Source organism: Kribbella sp. NPDC051718 (genome assembly GCF_040681515.1).
Classification (GTDB): Bacteria; Actinomycetota; Actinomycetes; order Propionibacteriales; family Kribbellaceae; genus Kribbella.
In genome coordinates this window covers 1,175,622-1,194,613 of sequence record NZ_JBFAYZ010000001.1, presented here as the reverse complement: position 1 = coordinate 1,194,613, position 18,992 = coordinate 1,175,622, and the positions used below count along the sequence as shown (strand labels likewise).

General features: G+C 68.4%; 22 protein-coding genes. 20 read left to right on the top strand and 2 right to left on the bottom strand.

Annotated features, from left to right (window positions below; translation table 11 throughout):
• The first annotated feature begins 25 nt into the window (after positions 1 to 25).
• The 18 genes from AB0M15_RS05890 (at position 26) to AB0M15_RS05805 (ending at position 15,389) form a co-directional block, all read left to right on the top strand.
• Positions 26 to 991: an AvrD family protein gene (locus AB0M15_RS05890; RefSeq protein ID WP_363814304.1), complete on the top strand. Its 966-nt coding sequence runs from the start codon at positions 26 to 28 to the stop codon at positions 989 to 991.
• A complete protein-coding gene (locus tag AB0M15_RS05885; protein ID WP_363814302.1) occupies positions 991 to 2,034 on the top strand; it encodes a beta-ketoacyl-ACP synthase III in 1,044 nt (347 codons plus the stop codon). The genes AB0M15_RS05890 and AB0M15_RS05885 overlap by 1 nt, the downstream gene beginning before the upstream one ends.
• A 10-nt stretch (positions 2,035 to 2,044) precedes the next feature.
• Entirely contained in the window at positions 2,045 to 2,290 is a 246-nt protein-coding gene (locus AB0M15_RS05880) for a phosphopantetheine-binding protein (protein WP_343974746.1), read from the top strand.
• 117 nt (positions 2,291 to 2,407) lie between these two features.
• Complete coding sequence (locus tag AB0M15_RS05875; protein ID WP_363814299.1) at positions 2,408 to 3,250, top strand: helix-turn-helix transcriptional regulator; 843 nt, start codon at positions 2,408 to 2,410, stop codon at positions 3,248 to 3,250.
• A complete protein-coding gene (locus AB0M15_RS05870; protein WP_363814297.1) occupies positions 3,247 to 4,026 on the top strand; it encodes an MBL fold metallo-hydrolase in 780 nt (259 codons plus the stop codon). The genes AB0M15_RS05875 and AB0M15_RS05870 overlap by 4 nt, the downstream gene beginning before the upstream one ends.
• Positions 4,027 to 4,087: 61 nt before the next feature.
• A complete protein-coding gene (locus tag AB0M15_RS05865; RefSeq protein ID WP_363814295.1) occupies positions 4,088 to 5,542 on the top strand; it encodes an MFS transporter in 1,455 nt (484 codons plus the stop codon).
• A complete protein-coding gene (locus tag AB0M15_RS05860; RefSeq protein ID WP_363814294.1) occupies positions 5,539 to 6,462 on the top strand; it encodes an AvrD family protein in 924 nt (307 codons plus the stop codon). Before AB0M15_RS05865 ends, AB0M15_RS05860 begins: the two co-directional genes overlap by 4 nt.
• A 23-nt stretch (positions 6,463 to 6,485) precedes the next feature.
• The gene (locus tag AB0M15_RS05855) at positions 6,486 to 7,175 is read left to right on the top strand and encodes an AAA family ATPase (protein WP_363814292.1); all 690 of its coding nucleotides are present in this window, start codon (positions 6,486 to 6,488) and stop codon (positions 7,173 to 7,175) included.
• Between the two features lie 69 nt (positions 7,176 to 7,244).
• Positions 7,245 to 7,976, top strand: a complete 732-nt coding sequence (locus AB0M15_RS05850; protein ID WP_363814290.1) for an HAD-IB family phosphatase — start codon at positions 7,245 to 7,247, stop codon at positions 7,974 to 7,976.
• The gene (locus AB0M15_RS05845) at positions 7,973 to 8,515 is read left to right on the top strand and encodes an AAA family ATPase (RefSeq protein WP_363814288.1); all 543 of its coding nucleotides are present in this window, start codon (positions 7,973 to 7,975) and stop codon (positions 8,513 to 8,515) included. Before AB0M15_RS05850 ends, AB0M15_RS05845 begins: the two co-directional genes overlap by 4 nt.
• A gap of 206 nt (positions 8,516 to 8,721) precedes the next feature.
• A complete protein-coding gene (locus tag AB0M15_RS05840) occupies positions 8,722 to 8,874 on the top strand; it encodes a hypothetical protein (RefSeq protein ID WP_363814286.1) in 153 nt (50 codons plus the stop codon).
• A gap of 26 nt (positions 8,875 to 8,900) precedes the next feature.
• Entirely contained in the window at positions 8,901 to 10,346 is a 1,446-nt protein-coding gene (purB, locus tag AB0M15_RS05835) for an adenylosuccinate lyase (RefSeq protein WP_363814284.1), read from the top strand.
• 28 nt (positions 10,347 to 10,374) lie between these two features.
• Positions 10,375 to 10,731 carry a hypothetical protein gene (locus AB0M15_RS05830; RefSeq protein ID WP_363814282.1) on the top strand — a complete coding sequence of 119 codons (357 nt, stop codon included), beginning with the start codon at positions 10,375 to 10,377 and terminating at the stop codon, positions 10,729 to 10,731.
• Position 10,732: 1 nt separating this feature from the next.
• Positions 10,733 to 11,131, top strand: a complete 399-nt coding sequence (locus AB0M15_RS05825) for a hypothetical protein (RefSeq protein ID WP_363814280.1) — start codon at positions 10,733 to 10,735, stop codon at positions 11,129 to 11,131.
• A 65-nt stretch (positions 11,132 to 11,196) separates the two neighbouring features.
• Positions 11,197 to 12,429, top strand: a complete 1,233-nt coding sequence (locus AB0M15_RS05820) for a bifunctional glycosyltransferase family 2/GtrA family protein (protein ID WP_363814278.1) — start codon at positions 11,197 to 11,199, stop codon at positions 12,427 to 12,429.
• Positions 12,429 to 14,474, top strand: coding sequence for a glycosyltransferase family 39 protein (locus AB0M15_RS05815; protein ID WP_363814276.1), 2,046 nt, complete (start codon positions 12,429 to 12,431; stop codon positions 14,472 to 14,474). The genes AB0M15_RS05820 and AB0M15_RS05815 overlap by 1 nt, the downstream gene beginning before the upstream one ends.
• 14 nt (positions 14,475 to 14,488) lie before the next feature.
• Positions 14,489 to 14,878 (top strand): hypothetical protein, encoded by a 390-nt coding sequence (locus AB0M15_RS05810; protein WP_363814274.1) that lies wholly within the window; start codon positions 14,489 to 14,491, stop codon positions 14,876 to 14,878.
• 91 nt (positions 14,879 to 14,969) lie between these two features.
• Positions 14,970 to 15,389 carry a hypothetical protein gene (locus tag AB0M15_RS05805; protein ID WP_363814272.1) on the top strand — a complete coding sequence of 140 codons (420 nt, stop codon included), beginning with the start codon at positions 14,970 to 14,972 and terminating at the stop codon, positions 15,387 to 15,389.
• A gap of 67 nt (positions 15,390 to 15,456) precedes the next feature.
• Here the strand turns inward: AB0M15_RS05805 and AB0M15_RS05800 are convergent, their stop codons facing one another.
• Positions 15,457 to 16,041, bottom strand: a complete 585-nt coding sequence (locus AB0M15_RS05800; protein WP_363814270.1) for a TetR family transcriptional regulator C-terminal domain-containing protein — start codon at positions 16,039 to 16,041, stop codon at positions 15,457 to 15,459.
• 47 nt (positions 16,042 to 16,088) lie between these two features.
• On the opposite strand from AB0M15_RS05800, the gene AB0M15_RS05795 reads away from it, so the two are divergent.
• Together AB0M15_RS05795 and AB0M15_RS05790 are read left to right on the top strand one after the other, a co-directional pair.
• Positions 16,089 to 17,252: an FAD-dependent monooxygenase gene (locus tag AB0M15_RS05795; protein ID WP_363814268.1), complete on the top strand. Its 1,164-nt coding sequence runs from the start codon at positions 16,089 to 16,091 to the stop codon at positions 17,250 to 17,252.
• A complete protein-coding gene (locus AB0M15_RS05790) occupies positions 17,249 to 18,121 on the top strand; it encodes a phosphoribosylaminoimidazolesuccinocarboxamide synthase (RefSeq protein ID WP_363814266.1) in 873 nt (290 codons plus the stop codon). Before AB0M15_RS05795 ends, AB0M15_RS05790 begins: the two co-directional genes overlap by 4 nt.
• Before the next feature lie 3 nt (positions 18,122 to 18,124).
• Here AB0M15_RS05790 and AB0M15_RS05785 read toward each other — a convergent pair whose 3' ends face one another.
• Positions 18,125 to 18,973 carry a helix-turn-helix transcriptional regulator gene (locus AB0M15_RS05785; protein WP_363814264.1) on the bottom strand — a complete coding sequence of 283 codons (849 nt, stop codon included), beginning with the start codon at positions 18,971 to 18,973 and terminating at the stop codon, positions 18,125 to 18,127.
• Positions 18,974 to 18,992 lie beyond the last annotated feature (19 nt).

Genomic DNA, 18,992 nt, shown 5'->3' with positions numbered 1-18,992 from the left:
ATTGATCCGTGGGGGATTGATCAGAATGCCTGTTAATACCACCCTGCCCGCTGTCGACGACATTCTCGGACCAGCGGCCCAGCGATTCTTCGGCCGTGGTTTCCGTCGGGTCGGATATGACGTCGAGGAGCTGACGGCGGGCTGCGCCGACCAGGTCCCCTGGGCGTCGGCGAGTGTCGACGTCAGCTATCCGGGCGATTGGTCGAGGAAGGCCGTCGGCACCGACCTCCGCCCGCACTTCAGCACCATCGATGCCTTGGTCCTCGGCGCGCAACTGGCTGAGCACTGCCTGCAGTCTCCGGGCCAGGACCCAGCAGTTCTCGCCAATGGCTGGTTGCGCAAGGTCCGGATCACCGCCGGCAGCAAGCCGCAGGAAGACCTGGCCGGCTTGAAGGCGACAGCCCGGAGGAAGAGCGTCACGCCGGCCGAGGAGGACGGCTGGACGGTCTCGGTCTTCGACTCCGCGATCGGCGCGATGCGCGTCCAGTCCGAGATCGTCCATCCCGCCGCCGAGCTCGAGTCAGGCGAGTGGACCGCTGGGGATCTGCCCCAGGACCGGTACTACGGCGCCGGGTTCAAAGCCCGGACCCAGTGGATCCGCGATCTCGAAGTACAGGACCAGACCAAGGCCACCGCAGTGCTGGAGCTGTCCGACGATGGCGAGGCCAGTGCGAACGGCCTGGAGGGGGCGTATCACCCGGCGCCTTCGATGGTTGACGCTTTCGTCACTGCGCTGCAGCTGGCGCAGGTGATGATGTACGACCTGGACGGCGTACCAAGGCAGGCCAGTGACACGCTGTGGATGCGCCAGACCACGATGACTGCCCCGAAGCCCAGTAAAACAAGGGAGATCCCGGTCACGACCGAGCTGGCCGACCCCGCGTTGCTGCAGATGGGTGGCGACACCTGGCGCACCTTCACCGTGCTGGCGGACGTTGCCGGCATCAGCGTCCGGTCCGCTGTCACCCACCGACTGCCCGGGAGCGCGTGATGCGCGCCGCGGTCATCTGCGGCCTCGGTGGCAGCCTGCCGCCGCGCGTCGTCACCAACGACGAGCTGGCCCAGCGCCTCGACACCTCCGACGACTGGATCCGCACCAGGACAGGGATCGGCCGCCGCCACGTCGTCGATCCCGGTACTACGACCAGCCACCTCGCCGCCGAGGCCGGCCTGCGGGCCCTGAAGAGTTCCGGCCATCACACCGTCGACCTGGTCGTCCTGGCCACCACGACGCCCGACCGCACTTGCCCGGGTACGGCGCCGACGGTCGCCGCGCGGATGGGGCTGACCGACGTACCGGCGTACGACGTGTCCGCGGTGTGCTCTGGTTTCGTCTATGCCCTGCAAGCCGGGGCCGGCGCGATCGCGGCCGGGTTCGCCGAGCGGGTGATGGTGATAGGTGCCGAGTCGTTCAGCACGATCCTGGCGCCCGACGACCGGACCACCTCGGTGATCTTCGGCGACGGCGCGGGCGCGGTCATCCTGCGAGCCGGCGAACCAGACGAGCTCGGCGCCCTGCAGCACTTCGATCTGGGCAGCGACGGCAGCATGGCCGACCTGATCACGATCCGCGGTGGCGGCGCCGAGCAGCGGTCGAGCGGTACCCCGGCCAGGCCCGAGGACAGCTACTTCCGGATGGACGGCAAGTCGGTCTTCTTCGCCGCCGTACGCCGGATGGCCGAGTCCTCGCGTGCCGTGCTGGCCAAGACCGGCTGGGGAATCGAGGACGTCGACCGCCTGGTCGCCCACCAGGCGAACATCCGGATCATCCACGCGGTCGCCGAGCAACTCGGCCTGTCGCCGGCCAAGGCGCTGATGAACATCGAACGCGTCGGCAACACCTCGGCCGCCTCCATCCCGCTGGCCCTCGTCGACGGCTTCGCCTGCGGATCGCTCAACCCCGGCGACCGTGTCCTGCTCACTGCCTTCGGCGGCGGTGCGACCTGGGGATCGGCCTCGCTGGTCTGGCCGGCCCTTTCCCAGGAACTCACCCTGCCGATCGAAAACGCAGTACCCCTACTCACCGCCCATTGAGGAGAAAACAATGTCCGCTGACGTGACCGCCCAGATCCTCGACATTCTGATCACCAAGTACGACGTACCGGCCGACGAGCTGACCGAGTCGACCGTCTTCGAAGACGTCGCGATCGATTCGCTGGCGTTGCTGGAAATGGCGCTGATGCTGGAGAAGAAGCTCGGCATCCCGATCGCCGAAGGCACCCTCGGCGGCCATCAGACGATCGCCCAGGCAGGGGCCGCGGTCGGCGCCCTGCTGACGCCGGCGTCCTGAGCACCAGGTGCCTGCGGGCAGTGGTGAGACGTTTGCGGAACGTGTCGAACCGGAACCGGTTCCGTGAGATCATCGCTCCACCGAACGGTTCGATGGCTGGGGGGACAGGAGCCGCACATGACCGCCGTTGACACTGCCCGTGGGCACAGTTCGGATCGCTATCGCCGGTCCGAGCTGGCCGGGTTTCTCCGGGCCCGCCGCGAAGGGCTCACCCCCGACGAGGTCGGGCTGCCGCACGAGACCCGCCGTCGCCGTACGCCGGGGCTGCGCCGCGAAGAGGTCGCCGTCCTGGCCAACGTCGGCGTCACTTGGTACACGTGGATGGAACAGGCGCGGGACATCTCGGTGTCCGCCGAGATCCTCGCGTCGGTGGCGAAGGTGCTGCGGCTGACCGACGCCGAGCGCGACTACCTGTTCGACCTGGCCGGCCACGAACGTCCGTCGACGACGCCCGAAGGCCCGGAATCCGTGCACGTACGGGAGTTGCTGGACAGCATCGCCGACCGGCCGGCGTACTGCGTCGACCGGTACTGGACGGTGCTGGCCAGCAACCGCCTCGGCGAGGTCGTCTTCGGCGCCAGCGCCGGCACGAACTGCCTGGAGCGATTCTTCGTCGACGAATCGGTCGCCGAGCGGTATCCGTTCCGTGAGGCAACGGCGAAGATGCTCATCTCGCAGTTCCGCGAGCAGGCCGCCCGGTTCGCCGGCGACCCCGAGTTCGGCGCGATGGTCGACCGGCTGGCTGCCCAGTCGCCGGTCTTCGAGCACCTCTGGAAGTCTTATGTGGTTGGCGTTGCGCCGCACCTCGACCTTGTCTTCGACCACCCGGAAGCAGGCCGGATGAGCTTCTCGGCGAACGTACTGCGCCCTGTCGTGGACGACGACCGGCGGATCTTCGTCTACCACCCGAAGCCGCACACCCCGACCGCCACCGCGCTGGCCTCGCTGGCCGCCGAGTGACCGCCGGCGAACGGTGGGCCGCCAGCGCGGTCCACCGCACCTTCACGCTCGGCGACGCCGAGATCAGCTACCTCCCCGACGGCCGCGTCGAGCTCGAACCCCATGGCTGGTTCAGCCTCCCCGACCTCGACGCCATCCCGCCTGAATTGCTCACGCCAACCGGGTACCTCACCGGATCCATTGGTGCCTTGCTGGTCCGTACGCCGGACTGGGTCGTCCTGATCGACGCCGGCTACGGTCCACGCCGGCTCGCGCGGGAGCAATCCCACCCGTCGTTGGGCGAACTCACCGGCGGCGGCCTCGCGGAGTACACCGAGGAATACGCCCACGTCGACGCGGTCCTCTTCACCCACCTGCACGACGACCACACCGGCTGGGCGATGGCCGGCTGGCCCGGCACGAGCCTGACCGAGCGGCCGCACTGCGCCGGTGCTCTGGAAGCCCCATCGAGCTTTCACGGCTTGACCGACGGCGAGCAACTCTTCCCAGGCCTGACAGCACTGGCATCGCCGGGGCACACCCGCGGCCATACGTCGTACCTGATCGAGCGAGAAGGCCAGCAATTGCTGGTGTTCGGCGATGTGATGCACAGTCCGGTCCAGGTCAGCAGGCCGGAGTTCAACTCCTGCTTCGAGGCCGACCCGGCCAGCTCCCTCAAGTCGAGGGCGATGACACTGGAGTATCTCCAGCAACCCGGGGTCATCGGAGCGGGCGTTCACTTCGCCGATGTCGTCTTCGGCACCGTGGCCAACGGAGCCTGGCAGCTAGCCAGGTAGTGCGCAGTACCCCCATCAGGACGCTCTGGATGGGATCGGCGCGGGTCGTCAACCTGAGAGCATGACCACCGAAACCCTGACCGGCCGGCAGCGCCTGATCATGTGTCTGCTGCTCGGTGCCCAGTTCATGTTCGCCCTGGACTTCTCGATCGTCACGGTCGCTCTGCCGGTGATCGGCGACGACCTGGACATGACGCCCGCCGAGCTCTCCTGGATCGTCACGCTGTTCGCGCTCTCCGCGGCCGGCCTGATGCTCCTGATGGGCCGGATCGGCGACTACTACGGCCGCAAGCGGATGTTCCTGATCGGGATGGCCCTGCTCACCATCGGGTCCGCGATCGGTGGGTTCGCGAACGAGCCGACCCTGGTCTACGTCGCCCGGATCCTGCAGGGTGTCGCGACGGCTGTCACCGCCCCGGCTGCCCTCGCGCTGCTGACCACCTCGTTCCCGGAAGGCCCACTGCGCAACAAGGCGCTCGGCCTCAACGGTGCGCTGCTGTCGCTCGGCTTCGCCGTCGGCGCGGTGCTCGGCGGGGTGCTGACCGACCTGCTCGGCTGGCGCTTCACCTTCTTCCTGAACGTCCCCGTCGGTCTGCTCGTCCTGGTCCTCGCCCCGGCGCTGATCAAGGAGTCCACGGAGCCGATCCGGCAGAAGCTCGACGTTCCCGGCGCCGTCACCATCTCGCTCGCGCTGCTCTCCCTCGTCCTCGGCTTCTCCCGCGCCGAGGCGAAGGGCTGGAGTTCCCCGCAGGTGTGGATCCTGCTCGTCGCGGCCGCTGTCCTGTTCGGCTTCTTCTGGCTGATCGAGTCGCGCTCCCCGCACCCGCTCGCCGCCGTCACCGTGCTCAAGCGCCCATCGGTTGCCCTGGGCAACCTCGGTGGCCTGCTGACGTTCTCGATGGAGAGCGGCAAGGTCTTCCTGCTGACCATCTACCTGCAGCGGGTGCTCGACAGCTCGGCCTTCCTGACCGGTATCGCCTTCGCCGTCCTCGGCGCCGGTGCGTTCACCGGCGGCATGGTCGCCGCCAAGATCATCAACAAGATCGGCGCCCGCAACACCCTCGTCTTCGGCCTGTTGTTGCAGGGGGCGACCGCCGCCACCTTCGTGCTGCTCGGTCACTCGTTCGCGGCGGGCTACGTCCACATCCTGGTGGCGACCGCTCTCGGCGGCTTCGGGCACGTACTGGCGATCGTCTCCTACACCGTCGCCGTGACGTCCGGCCTGCCGGACAGCGAGCAGGGCCTGGCCGGCGGGCTGAGCGCGATGACGCAACAGGTCGCCTTCACCCTCGGTACGCCGATCCTCGCCGCCATCGCCATCACGGCGGGCGCGACGGCCGGTGCGACCAAGGACGGGATCCTGGACGGCGTACACACCGGTCTGCTGGTGGATGCCCTGGCTCTCGCGGTCGTCGCCGGCCTGATCGCCGTGCTCTACAAGGTGCCCCGGGCAACGGCTGCACCAGCCGAGCCCGTCCAGACCGTTGAGACTGCCGAGGCAGAGGTCGCTGGATGACGAACACAGCGCAGCTGCCGACGGACTACTGGCAGTCCATCGACGATGCGCTCGGCCCCGCGGCCGGCCGGTACTTCGGAACGGGCTACAAGCAGACCGGGCCGACCATCGGCCAGGTCCAGGTCCGTCACGACGCGCAGGCCTCGAGGCTGGCCGGTCACGGCTCGGTGACCGGCGACAAACTCAGTACGACGGACGCGGTCGCGCTGGTCACCGAGGCCTTGGTGGGCCTGGTGGCCGCGCGGTACTGCCCCGAGGCGGCTCGTGAGACCCGGATGACCGCGCTTGATCTCCGGGCCTCGGCCAAGCCGCTCGGGTCGCCGCTCGACGACTTCCCGGTGCACGCCAGGTTGTCCGACGAGCACGGTGGCCCGCTGACCGTCGAGGCCTCGATCGGCAACATCACGGCGGTCGGGCAGGTCGTCCGGCCCACTGAGGCCAGCAGTCTGGTCGACGTCGACTCGGCCGAGCGGCTGCCGTCGCTGTTCGGAGTGGGGGAGGAGCTCGCCTACCAGCGCCGAACGGTGGCGCTGACCAGTGTCACCTCTCGCAGTCCCGCCGAAGCCGAAGCCGACTTCGAAGTCACCGCCGACCGATCCGGTGGTGACGAGGTGGGGGAGGTCTGTTTCATCGACGCGTTCGTCGGGGCGGTTCAGCTCGGGCAGTTGCTGCTCGCCCGGCTGGACGGGCTGGACGAGTCCGGGTCCGGTGGCCTGTTCACCCGCCGGACGTCGTTCCGCGTCGACCGTCCGCTGCGGACCTCGCAGCGCTCGCTTCTGCACACCCGGCTCGGCCGGTCCCGGATCGTCCGGCTCGAAGGAAGTCCCTGGCGCTGCGCCGACATCGTCGCAGGCGTCGGGGATGCCATGACTGTCACCTGTTCCGTCGGTCACCGCCTACCTGACACCCATCAGGTCTGACCACTCACACTGGAGAACATCTCATGCGACTAGCAGTCTCCGGAACGTACTCGACCGGCAAGACCATCACCACGATGGCTCTGGCCCACTACACCGGCATCCCCCGTAGCGCGGCCAAGACGATGCGGGAGCTGCTGCCCATCTCGGTGCCGGGCAAGACGCTCGAGCAGTGCACGGGGTCGGAGATCCTGATGCTGATCACCCGCCGCAACACCGAGCGCGCGGTGAACGAGTCGCACCTGGGCGACAGCTTCATCTCCGACGGATCGTCCATCCACGAATGGATCTACGGCACCGTCCGGGTCATCGTCGGGGTCAACCCGACCGCGAACACGACGATGGAGAACGTCGAGCGGACCGACGAGATCCGGTACTTCGAGGACGTGATCGACAAGCTCGGCGTACCGGCCAAGCAGCACGCGCTGGCCAACTACGACGCCTTCGTCCGGCTGCCGATCGAGTTCCCGATGGTTGCCGACGGCCACCGTCCGGTGAACGAGCGGTTCCGGCTGCTGGCCGACGAGATGATCCAGGCCGAGGTGGACAAGCTCGGCATCCCGACCTTCACCGCCGGCGGCACGGTCGAGGAACGCCTGGTCTCGATCACCGGCCACTACGACCTGCCGACCGTGATCAGCATCGAGGAGGCGGTCGCCCGGGCCAAGGCCGACTACGACCTGATCGACACCCGCTCGGAACTGGAACGCGTCTAGTCCTGCTCCCGGCCCAGGGCTCATCACCCTGGGCCGGGGCTGTCACGACCACGAACGGAGAATCCCCCAGTGGCCCCCACCCGTCCCGCTCCAGACGGTTTCGACGCCATCCCGACCACCGGCCGGTCGGCTCGTCCGCGGCTGGTGATCGCCGACGCGGACGGGACGCTGCTCCGGATCAACTCACTCTTCTCGCTGCTCCGCTTCGACGCCCGCCGCCGCAACATCCGCGAACGCGGCGAGACCTTCCTCGCCGACCTGCGAGCCCATCGCGAGCGCGGCGCTCCCCGCGAGTTCACCAACCGCCGGTACTTCACCTGGTGGCAGGATCGCGAGGTCGACGAGGTCGCGAACCTCGCCCTCGACTGGTCGAGTTCAGCGCTCGGCCCCCGCAGCTTCTTCCACCCGGGCGTGATCGCGCACGTGGCCCGGCATGTCGCGGCGGGCCGGGACCTGGTCGTCCTGTCGGCCTCCTTCCGGCCGGCTCTCGAACCGATCGTCCGGCGCTTCCCGCAGGCCGAGGTGATCTGCACCGAGCCGACGGTCCTCGACGGCCGCTACACCGGCGAGGTCGAGCTCCCGCTCGTCGGTGAGGCCAAGCGGCAGGCGGTCTGCGATCTGCTCCGGCGCCGCAATGCGGACCTGGCTGACTCGATCGGGTACGGCGACCATCACTCGGACGCGCCGTTCATGGCGTTGCTGGGATCACGCGTGGTGATCGGTACCAGGTTCGACGACATCAGCTGGGCGCAGCGTGAGCTCGGTTCCTTCGAGCTGCTCGATCCGGGCGGCAGCGAGTGAGGCTCGCGCTCGTCGGTGCGCATGGCGCCGGCAAGACGACGTTGGCCAACGCGCTCCAGGCGCAGACCGGGATCGGCGTCGTCCAGCTCAGCCCGATGCGGGATCCACGACCGGGTCATCGGAAGGAATTGGCCGACTGCTCTGCGGCGGAGATCTGCCAACTCGCAGTACGGCGATCGTGGGAGCGGGTTCGGGGCGAGGCTGGGGCTGACGCCTTCATCTCGGACGGCTCGGTCCTGCACGAGTGGGCCTACGTCCTGGCCCGTCTGCCGGACGACGCGGCCGTACTCCGCGGCTTCGCCGAGGGGGTCGCCATCGACACCTGGACCACCCTGGGTGAGCGGTACGACCTGATCGTCTGGGTGCCGGTCGAGTTCCCGCTGCCGGCCGATGCGCCGATCACGACCGAGTTCCAGGCGCTGCTGGAGAGCTATCTCAACTCTTGGGTGACGGCGAGCGGAGTACCGATTCTCACTGTCCGTGGCGCGCTGGCGGAGCGGGTTGCGACCGTTACTTATTTCCTGCGGGAAGCTGTCTGAAGAAACTTTTCACCACAGGCAACTTTTCGGGCATTCGGCGCATGTACATAGGTATGCCGACAATGCTGGTTGTGGAGGAGATCGCCCCGAGCGACTCACACCCGATCGCGCCGCCGCCACCGCCCACCCAGACCCCACCCCCAGAGCCCCTCGACCAGTACTTCCGCTGGCTCTGGCGCTGACCCGCCGGTCCGCACGCTGTCCGGATGATGCGAGACCGCCGGCTCCGAGTGCTGGCCCTGATCGTGGTTGTGGCCGTGGCGGGGCTGGTGGTCTGGCGCCTGGTGTCCGGCGGATCGCAGTACGACGGGAACATGACGCTCAAACCCGCCTCGGTGGCTCCTCCTGTGCCCTGTTGACCGTGGGGCGTTGAGGTTGAGAGAGAATGGGGTACGTGCCGACTCCTCGTAAGCCCCGGATCCCGAACGTTCTTGCTGCGCGTTACGCCAGCCTGTCCATGGCGGAGCTGTGGTCACCGGAGTACAAGATCGTGCTGGAGCGGCAGCTGTGGCTGGCGGTTCTCGGGGCGCAGCAGGAGTTCGGGGTTGACGTCCCGGACGGGGTGATCGAGGACTACCGCAGGGTGATCGACCAGGTCGACCTGGAGTCGATCGCGGCGCGGGAGCGGGTCACCCGGCATGACGTGAAGGCGCGGATCGAGGAGTTCAACGCGCTGGCCGGGCACGAGCACGTGCACAAGGGCATGACGAGCCGGGACCTGACCGAGAACGTCGAGCAGCTGCAGATCCGGGCCGGCCTCGAGCTGGTTCGCGATCGGGCGGTGGCGACCGTCGTCCAGCTCGGTCAGAAGGCGGCCGACCACGCGGCGCTGGTGATGACCGGCCGCTCGCACAACGTCGCGGCGCAGGCGACCACGCTCGGCAAGCGGTTCGCCTCGGCGGCCGACGAGCTGCTGGTCGCGATCGCCCGGCTCGAGGACCTGATCGACCGGTACCCGCTGCGCGGCATCAAAGGCCCGGTCGGTACTTCGCAGGACATGCTCGACCTGTTCAACGGCCAGGAGAAGCTACTCGCCGGGCTCGAGTCCGAGGTCGCGCAGCACCTGGGCTTCCGCCGGGTGCTGACCAGTGTCGGGCAGGTGTACCCGCGATCCCTCGACTACGACGTCGTCTCGGCGCTCGTCCAGCTCGCCGCCGGGCCGTCCAGCCTGGCGACGACGATCCGGCTGATGGCCGGGCACGAGCTCGTCACCGAGGGCTTCAAGGAGGGCCAGGTCGGGTCGTCCGCGATGCCGCACAAGATGAACACGCGGTCCTGCGAGCGGGTCAACGGGCTGGCGGTCATCCTGCGCGGGTACGCGTCGATGACCGGCGAGCTGGCCGGCAACCAGTGGAACGAGGGCGACGTCTTCTGTTCCGTCGTACGCCGGGTAGCCCTGCCCGACGCGTTCTTCGCGCTGGACGGGTTGTTCGAGACGTTCCTGACGGTGCTGGACGAATTCGGGGTGTACCCGGCGGTCGTCGCCCGTGAGCTCGAGCGGTACCTGCCGTTCCTCACCACCACGAAGGTGCTGATGGCCGCGGTCAAGAACGGGGTCGGCCGGGAGACCGCGCACGAGGTGATCAAGGAGCACGCCGTCGCGGTGGCGCTCGACCTGCGCAAGGGGACTCCGGCGAACGACCTGTTCCACCGGCTCGGCGAGGACGGCCGGCTCGGGCTGACCGAGGAGCAGATCGTCGGCATCGTCGGCGAGCCGCTGTCCTTCACCGGAGCTGCCGTCGCCCAGGTCAACTCGGTCGTCGCCACCATCGACGCCCTGGCGAAGCGCTACCCCGAGGCCGCCGCCTACACCCCAGGTGACATCCTTTAGTGCCCACCCGGCAGGAGACACTTAGCTCGTGTACGAACCGCTGACCTTGGTCCTGGTGGCCCTGTCGCTGGGCGCGACGATTTTCGCGCTGTCGATCGCGGGGCTGGATCGCCGGATCAACTGGCCGTTGCTCGGCTTGACCGGCGTGATCGAGGTCTTGCTGGTCGGCCAGTTGGTGGTCGGGATCGTCCAGCTGGTCGGCACGGATCGCGATGTGTCGGGGCCGTTCTTCGTCGGGTATCTGATCGGCTCGCTGCTGATCCTCCCGATCGGCGCGCTCTGGGCGCTGACCGAGAGCAGTCGCTGGGGTGCCGGCGCGCTCGCGATCGCCTGCCTCGTGATCCCGGTGCTCGAGCTCCGGCTGCACGACCTGTGGGCGGTCTGAGATGGCGGACGCATCGGCGACCCGGCACGGCCCCGGCCGAATCCTGATCGCCGTCTACGGCCTCTTCGCGCTGTCGGCGACCGGGCGGGCCGTAGTACAGATCGCCACCCAGTTCTCCGACGCCCCGATCGCCTATCTCTTGTCGGCCCTTGCCGCGATCATCTACTGCGCCGCCACCTTCGCGTTGGCCAAAGCAACCATCGTCTCCCGTAAGGTCGCCACGGTCGCGATCATCATCGAGCTGATCGGCGTCGTCGGCATCGGCGCCTTCAGCTACGCCGTGCCCGACGACTTCCCCGACGCCACCGTCTGGTCCCACTTCGGCCAGGGCTACGGTTACGTCCCGCTGGTCCTCCCCATCCTCGGGCTGCTCTGGCTGCGTCGCACCGCTCAGCACTGACTCTGCCAGCGAACTCCCAGCCGGGCACAGGGAGTGGCTAAGGTTCGGCGGACAGCATCGGAGGCATGCAGACATCAGGTCATCCTCGGGTCGAGATCGTCGTACCCGTTCGCAATGAGGAGTACGACCTCGGTCCCAATATTCGGCGGCTGCGCGCGTTTCTGGACAGTGCGTTCCCGTTTCCGGCCGAGGTCTGCATCGCCGACAACGGCAGTACCGACGCCACCTGGGAGATCGGGGCGCTGCTGGCGACCGAACTGCCGGGGGTCCGGATCGTCCGGATCGAGGAGCCGGGGCGTGGTCGTGCGCTGAAGCAGGTGTGGTCGTCCAGCCAGGCAGAAGTCCTTGCCTACATGGATGTCGACCTCTCGACCAACCTCAATGCCTTGCTCCCGCTGGTCGCACCGCTGCTCGCGGGGCACAGCGATGTAGCGATCGGGTCGCGGCTGGCGCGCGGGTCGCGGGTGGTCCGGCGGCCCAAGCGGGAGGCGATCTCGCGTGGCTACAACCTGTTGCTGCGGGCAACTTTGGGCACCAGGTTCTCGGATGCGCAGTGCGGGTTCAAGGCGATCCGCCGTGACGTCGCCGTCGAGTTGCTGCCACTGGTCGAGGACACCAGTTGGTTCTTCGACACAGAGCTGCTGGTACTTGCCGAGCGGGCCGGTTTGCGGATCCACGAAGTACCGGTCGACTGGGTCGACGACCTCGACTCGCGGGTCGCGATCGCCAAGACCGTCGTCGAGGATCTGCGCGGGATCGCCCGGCTGAGCAAGAACCTCGGCCGGGGAAGAATCCCGCTCGAGCCGGTTCGGCAGACCTTCGGCCGGCCCCCGATCGCTGATCCGCGGACCGCTTTGGCCGCTCGCGTACTGCGCTTCGCCGGGGTCGGCGTGGTCAGCACGCTCGCATACATCCTTCTGTACCTGGCCTTGCGGCACGCGATGCCGGCCCAGGTCGCGAACGTCCTCGCCCTGCTGATCACCGCGATCGGGAACACCGCACTCAACCGCCGGGTCACGTTCGGCGTACGGGGTGTGGAGAACCGCACCAAGCATCAACTGCGCGGACTCGTCACGTTCGGCATCGGCTGGGCGCTGACCGCCTCGGCGCTGTGGCTGTTGCACACGGCGGTCGCAGTACCGGCGCACAGCGTCGAGATCGTCGTCCTGACGGCCGCCAACCTGGCCGCGACGATCGTCCGCTTCAGCCTCTTCCAGGCCTGGGTCTTCGACGACGAGGCGCCCACCTTCCCCACTCTCGAACCCCCGGCGGTTCTCGACAGCACCCGGAGCAATTGATGAGCACTCTGACCGAACCGACGACAGCGGCGCCGTCGCGCGCCAAACGCAGCCGGCCGGAGGCGCGCGTCACGGCGTACTCGATCAGCCGGGACAAGACGCTCTTCGGCGGCCTGCTGGTACTGACCGCGATCGCCTACCTGTGGGGCCTTTCCAAGAACGGTTATGCCAACGAGTTCTACGCGGCCGCCGTGCAGGCGGGTTCGACGAGCTGGAAGGCCTGGTTCTTCGGGGCGTTCGACTCGTCGAGCTTCATCACCGTCGACAAGCCGCCGGCCTCGCTGTGGGTGATGGGGTTGTCCGGTCGGATCTTCGGGTTCGGCGTGTGGAGCATGCTGGTTCCGCAGGCGTTGATGGGCGTGGCGAGCGTCGGCTTCGTCTATGTGTCGGTACGCCGCTGGTTCTCGGCCAATGCCGGGTTGCTCGCGGGTGCCGTGCTGGCGCTGACGCCGGTGGCGGTGTTGATGTTCCGGTTCAACAACCCGGACGCGTTGCTGATCCTGCTGCTGGTGATGGGCGCTTGGGCGGTGACCCGGGCGATCGACTCGGAGAAGTACGCGTGGCGGTGGATGGCGCTGGCCGGTGCGCTGGTCGGCTTCGGGTTCCTGACGAAGATGCTGCAGGCGTTCCTGGTACTTCCGGCGTTCGGGTTGGCGTATCTGATCGCGGGCAAGCCGGCGCTCGGCAAGCGGATCGTGCACAGCCTGATCGCGCTGGGTGCGCTGATCGTCAGCGCAGGTTGGTGGATCGCGATCGTGGAGCTGATCCCGGCGTCGGCGCGGCCGTACATCGGTGGGTCGTCGACGAACAGCATCCTGGAACTGACCCTTGGCTACAACGGGCTCGGCCGGTTGACCGGCAACGAGACCGGATCGGTCGGCGGTGGAGTCGGCAACCCCGGCTGGGGTGGCGCAACGGGTCTGCAGCGGTTGTTCGGTGGCGAGTTCGGGAGTCAGATCGCGTGGTTGCTGCCGGCTGCCTTGCTGTCGACCGTCGTACTGGTTGTCGCCGCGGGTAAGGGCGGGCGGACGAACCGGACGCGGGCCTTCGCGATCCTGTGGGGCGGCTGGCTGGTGGTGACCGGGCTGGTCTTCAGCTTCATGCAAGGGATCATCCACAGCTACTACATGGTCGCGTTGGCGCCGGCCATCGGCGCGCTGATCGGCGCCGCGGCGATGGTCCTGTGGCGTCGGCGCACGGAGTGGTTGCCGCGGGCAACGCTCGCCGGTGGTGCGCTGCTGACCGCCGGGTGGAGCTTCTCGTTGCTGAACGCTTCGCCGACCTGGATGCCGTGGTTGCGCTGGTCGATTCTGGTCGCGGGCGTGATGGCTGCCGGGTTGGTACTGGTGCTGCCTGAGTTGACGCTGCATCGGACGGCGGTACGGCGTACCGGGCTGTTCGCGGCGACGCTGCTCGCGTTGACGGCGCTGGCTGGGCCGGCGGCGTACTCAGTGCAGACGATCAGTACGACGCACGCCGGTGCGATTCCGACCGCCGGACCTGCTGGTGCTGGAGGCCGCGGTGGATTTGGCGGCGGCGCCCGGATGGGTACGCCTCCTGGACAGACCACCAACGGCGCACCGGGCACTACTACTGCACCCGGCACGACAACAGCACCCGGTACTACCGCGCAGGGCGCTCCGACTGGCCGCACTCAGGGCGGCGGCGGGATGGGTGGCTTCCTCGGCGGTGGCGGGATCAGCGGGGTGTCCAGTGACCTGGTCTCGCTGTTGCAGCAGGGCGCCAACGGGTACACCTGGGCAGCTGCGGCGGTCACCTCGAATGCGGCGGCTCCGCTGCAGATCGCGGCCGAGGTGCCGATCATGTCGATCGGTGGCTTCAACGGAACCGACCCGGCGCCGTCGCTCGCCGAGTTCCAGCAGTTGGTTGCCCAGGGCAAGGTGCACTACTTCGTCGGCAGCTCCGGTGGCGGCTTCGGCGGCGGGCGCGGAGGTACCTCGAGCGAGATCAGCACCTGGGTCGCCCAGAACTACACCGCTCAGACCGTGGGCAGCACCACCGTCTACGACCTCACCAGCAAGTGAACGGGAGCAGCAGAATGACCGAGACAACCAACCACACCAACGCTCCGGTCCCACCGTGGGTGGCAGGCCAGCACCAGGTTCCGGTACAGGCCAGTGCCCCGCAACAGACGACAACTGAGAAGTCTGCTGGTAATCGGCCGAGTGGTTTGGTGCTCGCCGGGGCCGGGTCGTTGCTGGCGGTGCTGGCCTTCCTGGGTGGGACGGCTGTCGGGCACGCGTGGGGTGGTTCCAGTGGGACTACGCCGACGCAGTTCGGGCCCGGCGGCGGTGGGTTCCGGCAGTTCCCGGGGCAGGGGACCGTACCGGGGCAAGGGACGGTGCCGCAGCAGGGGCAGCAAGGCGTCGTACCGGGGCAAGGGCAGCAAGGGACCGGGACGGTGCCCGGGCAGACTCGGACCAGTTAGGCGGGTGGTCTTGAGCGTGTCGGCCGTGTCTCAGGATGCGGACGACACGCTCAAGCGTTCGTTCGAGTGAATTGCGGGTAAGGATCGGGGCGTGGAATGGTCGAACGTCACCTGGTTCCTGACCGCGCTCGGGGCGGTCGTCGTGCTGCTCACGCGTGTCCGGCTGGGCGGTGATCCCGAGGGCACGTCGCGATCCAGCGGGGTCGCGAGCTTCTCGGCCGCCTTCGTCAAAGTGCATACGACCGTCGGCGTGCTGACGCTGATCGCCTGGATCGTTGCCATGGTCACCGGGCGGAAAGAGATCGCGATCGGCGCGCTGGCCGGGTGGTACCTGCTGTCGCTGGTGGGGTTGTTGCTGCTGGCCCGCTGGCTGCCGAGCGCGAGCAAACACGCGAGGGACAAGGCGACCGACGCCTGGGGCAACGGCGCCGGTCTGTCCCTGCTCGGCCATCTCGGCGTGGTCGCCGGCAGCGCCTACTTCACCTTCGTCACCTTCACCGACAAGCTCTGACTACGACGGCAGCAGCTAAATACGGAAGTGACTTCCACGTTAGAGTTGATGTCAGTGGTTCGCCGTACTACACGTGTCGCAGCCCGTTCAACAGTGCCGCCAAGCCCTGCCGCACCGAGCTTTCGAAGGCTTCGACCGACAGCGTCGTACCGGCGCCCGCGACCCGGTCGTAGAGCAGGCCGTCCATCATCGCGGCGACCGGCCAGGCGGCGGTGTCGGCGTCCGGGATGCCCAATGCCGCCAGCATGTCCGCGAGTACTTCACGGAGGAGTCGGCCGCCCTGGGTGATCGCGTCGCGCAGCTCTGGTTGGCGACTCGCCTCCAGGGACAGCTCGTACCGAGCGATGAGGTCGTACGGGCGGTCGCGAGCCAGGTCGACGACCATCCTGACCATCAGTTCTTCCAGGTCGAGGTCGGCCGGTGGCGCCAGTGAGCCGCGGGCGAGGTCTCGCTCGAGCATGCGGTTGACGCAGGCGGTGAGCAGGGCGCCGCGGGTGCGTAGGTAGTACGACGTCGAGCCTGGTGGGAGGCCGGCTTCCTCGTCGACCGCGCGGTGGGTGAGCCCGCGCAGGCCCCGGGTTGCCACGAGCTGGATGGCTGCGTCCGCGATGGCTGCCCGGCGGTCCTCGCCGAGCGGCACCTTTTTCGTCACGGGGACACTCTACTCAGGTCGACTCTACAGGTGTAGAGTCATGGGATATGAGGACAGCGATCGTGGTGGGAGCGGGGATCGGTGGGGTGACGGCGGCCGTCGCGCTGGAGCAGTGCGGCTGGCAGGTCACGATGCTGGAGCGGGCGGCGGAGCTGGGGGAGGTCGGGGCGGGCATCTCGGTCTGGCCGGGCGCTGCTGCGGTGCTGGAGGAGTTGGGGGTCGAGGGGGTCGCGAAGGCCGCGCGGCTGGGCGAGGCGGCCGGGATGCGCCGGTGGGACGGGCGGTGGATCGTCGAGGCGGCCGAGCTCGGGATCGAGTTGCCGGTGATGCTGCATCGCGCGCAACTACACCAACTGATCAGGGATCGGCTCGGGTCGGCCGTGACGATCCACACCGGCACGACGGTCACCGGGGTCACGCAGGACTCGGACGGCGTCACGGTCACGGCGACCAGCGTCGCGCCGGCCAGCGCGGGGTCGGGCGGGGCTGGGCCGGCCGGGGCGGCGTCGGGCAGCGTGGGGGCGGGCGGGGCGGAGTATCGGGCTGAGTTGGTGGTTGCGGCTGATGGGATTCGGTCGGGGATTCGGGGGTTGCTGGCTTCGGAGTACAAGGGGCCTCGGTACTCGGGCTATACGGCGTACCGGGGGATTGCTGAAGTGGAGGTCGAGGACAGTGGGGGTGAGACTTGGGGCCGTGGGCAACGGTTTGGGTTCGCGAAGCTGATCGACGGGCGGATCTACTGGTACGCAACGGCAAATCGGGAGCCTGGCGGTGCAGACGACGACGTCAAGGAATTGTTCGCCAACTGGCATGAGCCGATTCCCGCGCTGCTCGCGGCCACCCGGGCCGTGCTGCGGAACGACATCTACGACCTGCCGACGCCGCTGCTCCCGTTCGTCCACGGGCGCGTGCTCCTGCTCGGCGATGCAGCGCACGCGATGACGCCCAACATGGGCCGCGGCGCCTGCTCGGCGATCGAGGACGCCGGCGCTCTCGCCCGCGTACTCCGCGCAGGCAAGGACCTGAGCGCGTACGACGCCGAGCGCCGCCCCGCGACGACCAAGCTGGTCAAGCGCTCACACCAGATCGGCGTCATCGGCCAACTGGACAGCAAACTCGCCTGCACAGTCCGTGACGCAGTGCTGGCGATGGGCGGCAAAACAGCCGGATTGCTGGCCAAGCGTCGCAAGGTGGAACAATCGCCGGTGTGATCACACCTCCGCAGGCTGTCGAGATCCCCGGTGCCAAGCATCTCCACTCCGGCAAGGTCCGGGATCTGTACGAGCTGGAGTCGGGCAACCTGCTGATGGTCGCCAGCGACCGGATGAGCGCGTTCGACTGGATCCTGGACACGCCGATCCCGGACAAGGGCAAGGTGCTGACCGCGATGAGCCTGTGGTGGTTCGAGCAGCTCGACGTGCCGAACCACATCATCTCGACCGACATACCGGCCGAGGTCGCGGGCCGTGCGGTGATCTGCGAGAAGCTGGAGATGCTGCCGGTCGAGTGTGTCGCCCGCGGCTACCTGAGCGGCACCGGCCTGGTCGACTACAACGCGACCGGCGAGGTCTGCGGCATTCCGCTGCGCGCCGGACTGGTCGAGGGATCCCGCCTCGACGAACCGATCTTCACCCCGGCTACCAAGGCGGATCTCGGCGAACACGACGAGAACGTCTCGTACGAGGCGGTCGTGGCGACCGTCGGCGCCGAGCTGGCCGGGGCGCTGCGCAAGCTCACGCTCGACATCTACTCGCGGGCGCACGCGAGCGCCGAGCAGCGCGGGATCATCCTGGCCGACACCAAGTTCGAGTTCGGCAGGCGCGCGGACGGCACGATCGTGCTCGCCGACGAGGTGCTCACGCCGGACTCGAGCCGCTTCTGGCCGGCCGCCGAATGGGCTCCGGGCAAGCAGCAGCCGTCGTACGACAAGCAGATCGTGCGCGACTGGCTGCAATTCGACTCGGGGTGGGATCGCCACTCGGGGGAGGCGCCGCCGCCGTTGTCGGCCGAGGTGATCGAGCGGACGCGGTCGGCGTACATCGACGCCTACGAGAGCCTCACCGGCCAGAAGTTCAGCTGAGGCTCACCAGACGAAGTCGTCGCTGAGCTTGGCCAGCGCGCGCAGTTTCTCCTCGTCGGCACCGTCCGGATCGGCGGTGAAGACGGCGAGGAACTGCGACCGGTCCGCGTCGACGACGAAGTCGCTGTTCAGCTCCAGCGCACCCACGTCCGGATGGTTCAGGTGCAGCCGCGGCCAGTCCTGCGCGAAGACCGGATGCTCGGCCCAGACCTCGGCGAACTCAGAACTCTTGCTCAGCAAGGTGTTGACAAGCGCACCCGCCTCCGGCGCTGACGGATCGGCGCCGTGCGTCGCGAGCACCTCGGCCACGATCGCCCGGCCGATCACCGCGTGGTCCTCGACCGCGTAGAGCTCGCGCTCCTCCAGCTCGAGGAACCATCGATACGCCCAGTACCGCCGAAAGCCCCGGAATCGGGAGTGATCCCCGAAGACGGCGACCGCCAGGCGGTTCTGGACGAGCGTCCGGCCGAGGTGGCTGCAGATCTGCGCCGGCGTGTGTTCGAGCTGCCGCATCACCCGGACGAGGTTGTCGGCCGGCCGGTCGTGCAGGTACTGCGGGGGATTGGGATACCCGGCGATCCGGAACAGGTGGTTGCGCTCGTCGTCCGACAACCGCAGGGCCTCGCCGAGCGCGTTGAGCAGCTGCTCGGACGGCCGCGGACCGCGCTGCTGCTCCATCCGGCTGTAGTAGTCGGTCGACAGGCCGGCCAGCTCCGCGACCTCTTCCCGGCGCAGCCCGCTCGACCGGCGACGCGGCGCCCGGGGCAGACCGACGTCCTCCGGCTGGAGTTGCTCCCGGCGGGTTCGCAGGAAGTCTGCGAGCAGCGCCCGGTTCAGAGTGGGCTGGATCACAGGACAAAGTATCCCTGGT

Excerpts from the sequence above, each read along its gene's own strand:
- AB0M15_RS05815 (WP_363814276.1), top strand. The coding sequence starts at position 12,429 with ATGAGCACTCTGACCGAACCGACGACAGCGGCGCCGTCGCGCGCCAAA.
- AB0M15_RS05795 (WP_363814268.1), top strand. The coding sequence starts at position 16,089 with ATGAGGACAGCGATCGTGGTGGGAGCGGGGATCGGTGGGGTGACGGCG.
- AB0M15_RS05860 (WP_363814294.1), top strand. The coding sequence starts at position 5,539 with ATGACGAACACAGCGCAGCTGCCGACGGACTACTGGCAGTCCATCGAC.
- AB0M15_RS05855 (WP_363814292.1), top strand. The coding sequence starts at position 6,486 with ATGCGACTAGCAGTCTCCGGAACGTACTCGACCGGCAAGACCATCACC.
- AB0M15_RS05820 (WP_363814278.1), top strand. The coding sequence starts at position 11,197 with ATGCAGACATCAGGTCATCCTCGGGTCGAGATCGTCGTACCCGTTCGC.
- AB0M15_RS05825 (WP_363814280.1), top strand. The coding sequence starts at position 10,733 with ATGGCGGACGCATCGGCGACCCGGCACGGCCCCGGCCGAATCCTGATC.
- AB0M15_RS05840 (WP_363814286.1), top strand. The coding sequence starts at position 8,722 with ATGATGCGAGACCGCCGGCTCCGAGTGCTGGCCCTGATCGTGGTTGTG.
- AB0M15_RS05875 (WP_363814299.1), top strand. The coding sequence starts at position 2,408 with ATGACCGCCGTTGACACTGCCCGTGGGCACAGTTCGGATCGCTATCGC.
- AB0M15_RS05810 (WP_363814274.1), top strand. The coding sequence starts at position 14,489 with ATGACCGAGACAACCAACCACACCAACGCTCCGGTCCCACCGTGGGTG.
- AB0M15_RS05880 (WP_343974746.1), top strand. The coding sequence starts at position 2,045 with ATGTCCGCTGACGTGACCGCCCAGATCCTCGACATTCTGATCACCAAG.
- AB0M15_RS05865 (WP_363814295.1), top strand. The coding sequence starts at position 4,088 with ATGACCACCGAAACCCTGACCGGCCGGCAGCGCCTGATCATGTGTCTG.
- AB0M15_RS05890 (WP_363814304.1), top strand. The coding sequence starts at position 26 with ATGCCTGTTAATACCACCCTGCCCGCTGTCGACGACATTCTCGGACCA.
- purB (WP_363814284.1), top strand. The coding sequence starts at position 8,901 with ATGGGGTACGTGCCGACTCCTCGTAAGCCCCGGATCCCGAACGTTCTT.
- AB0M15_RS05885 (WP_363814302.1), top strand. The coding sequence starts at position 991 with ATGCGCGCCGCGGTCATCTGCGGCCTCGGTGGCAGCCTGCCGCCGCGC.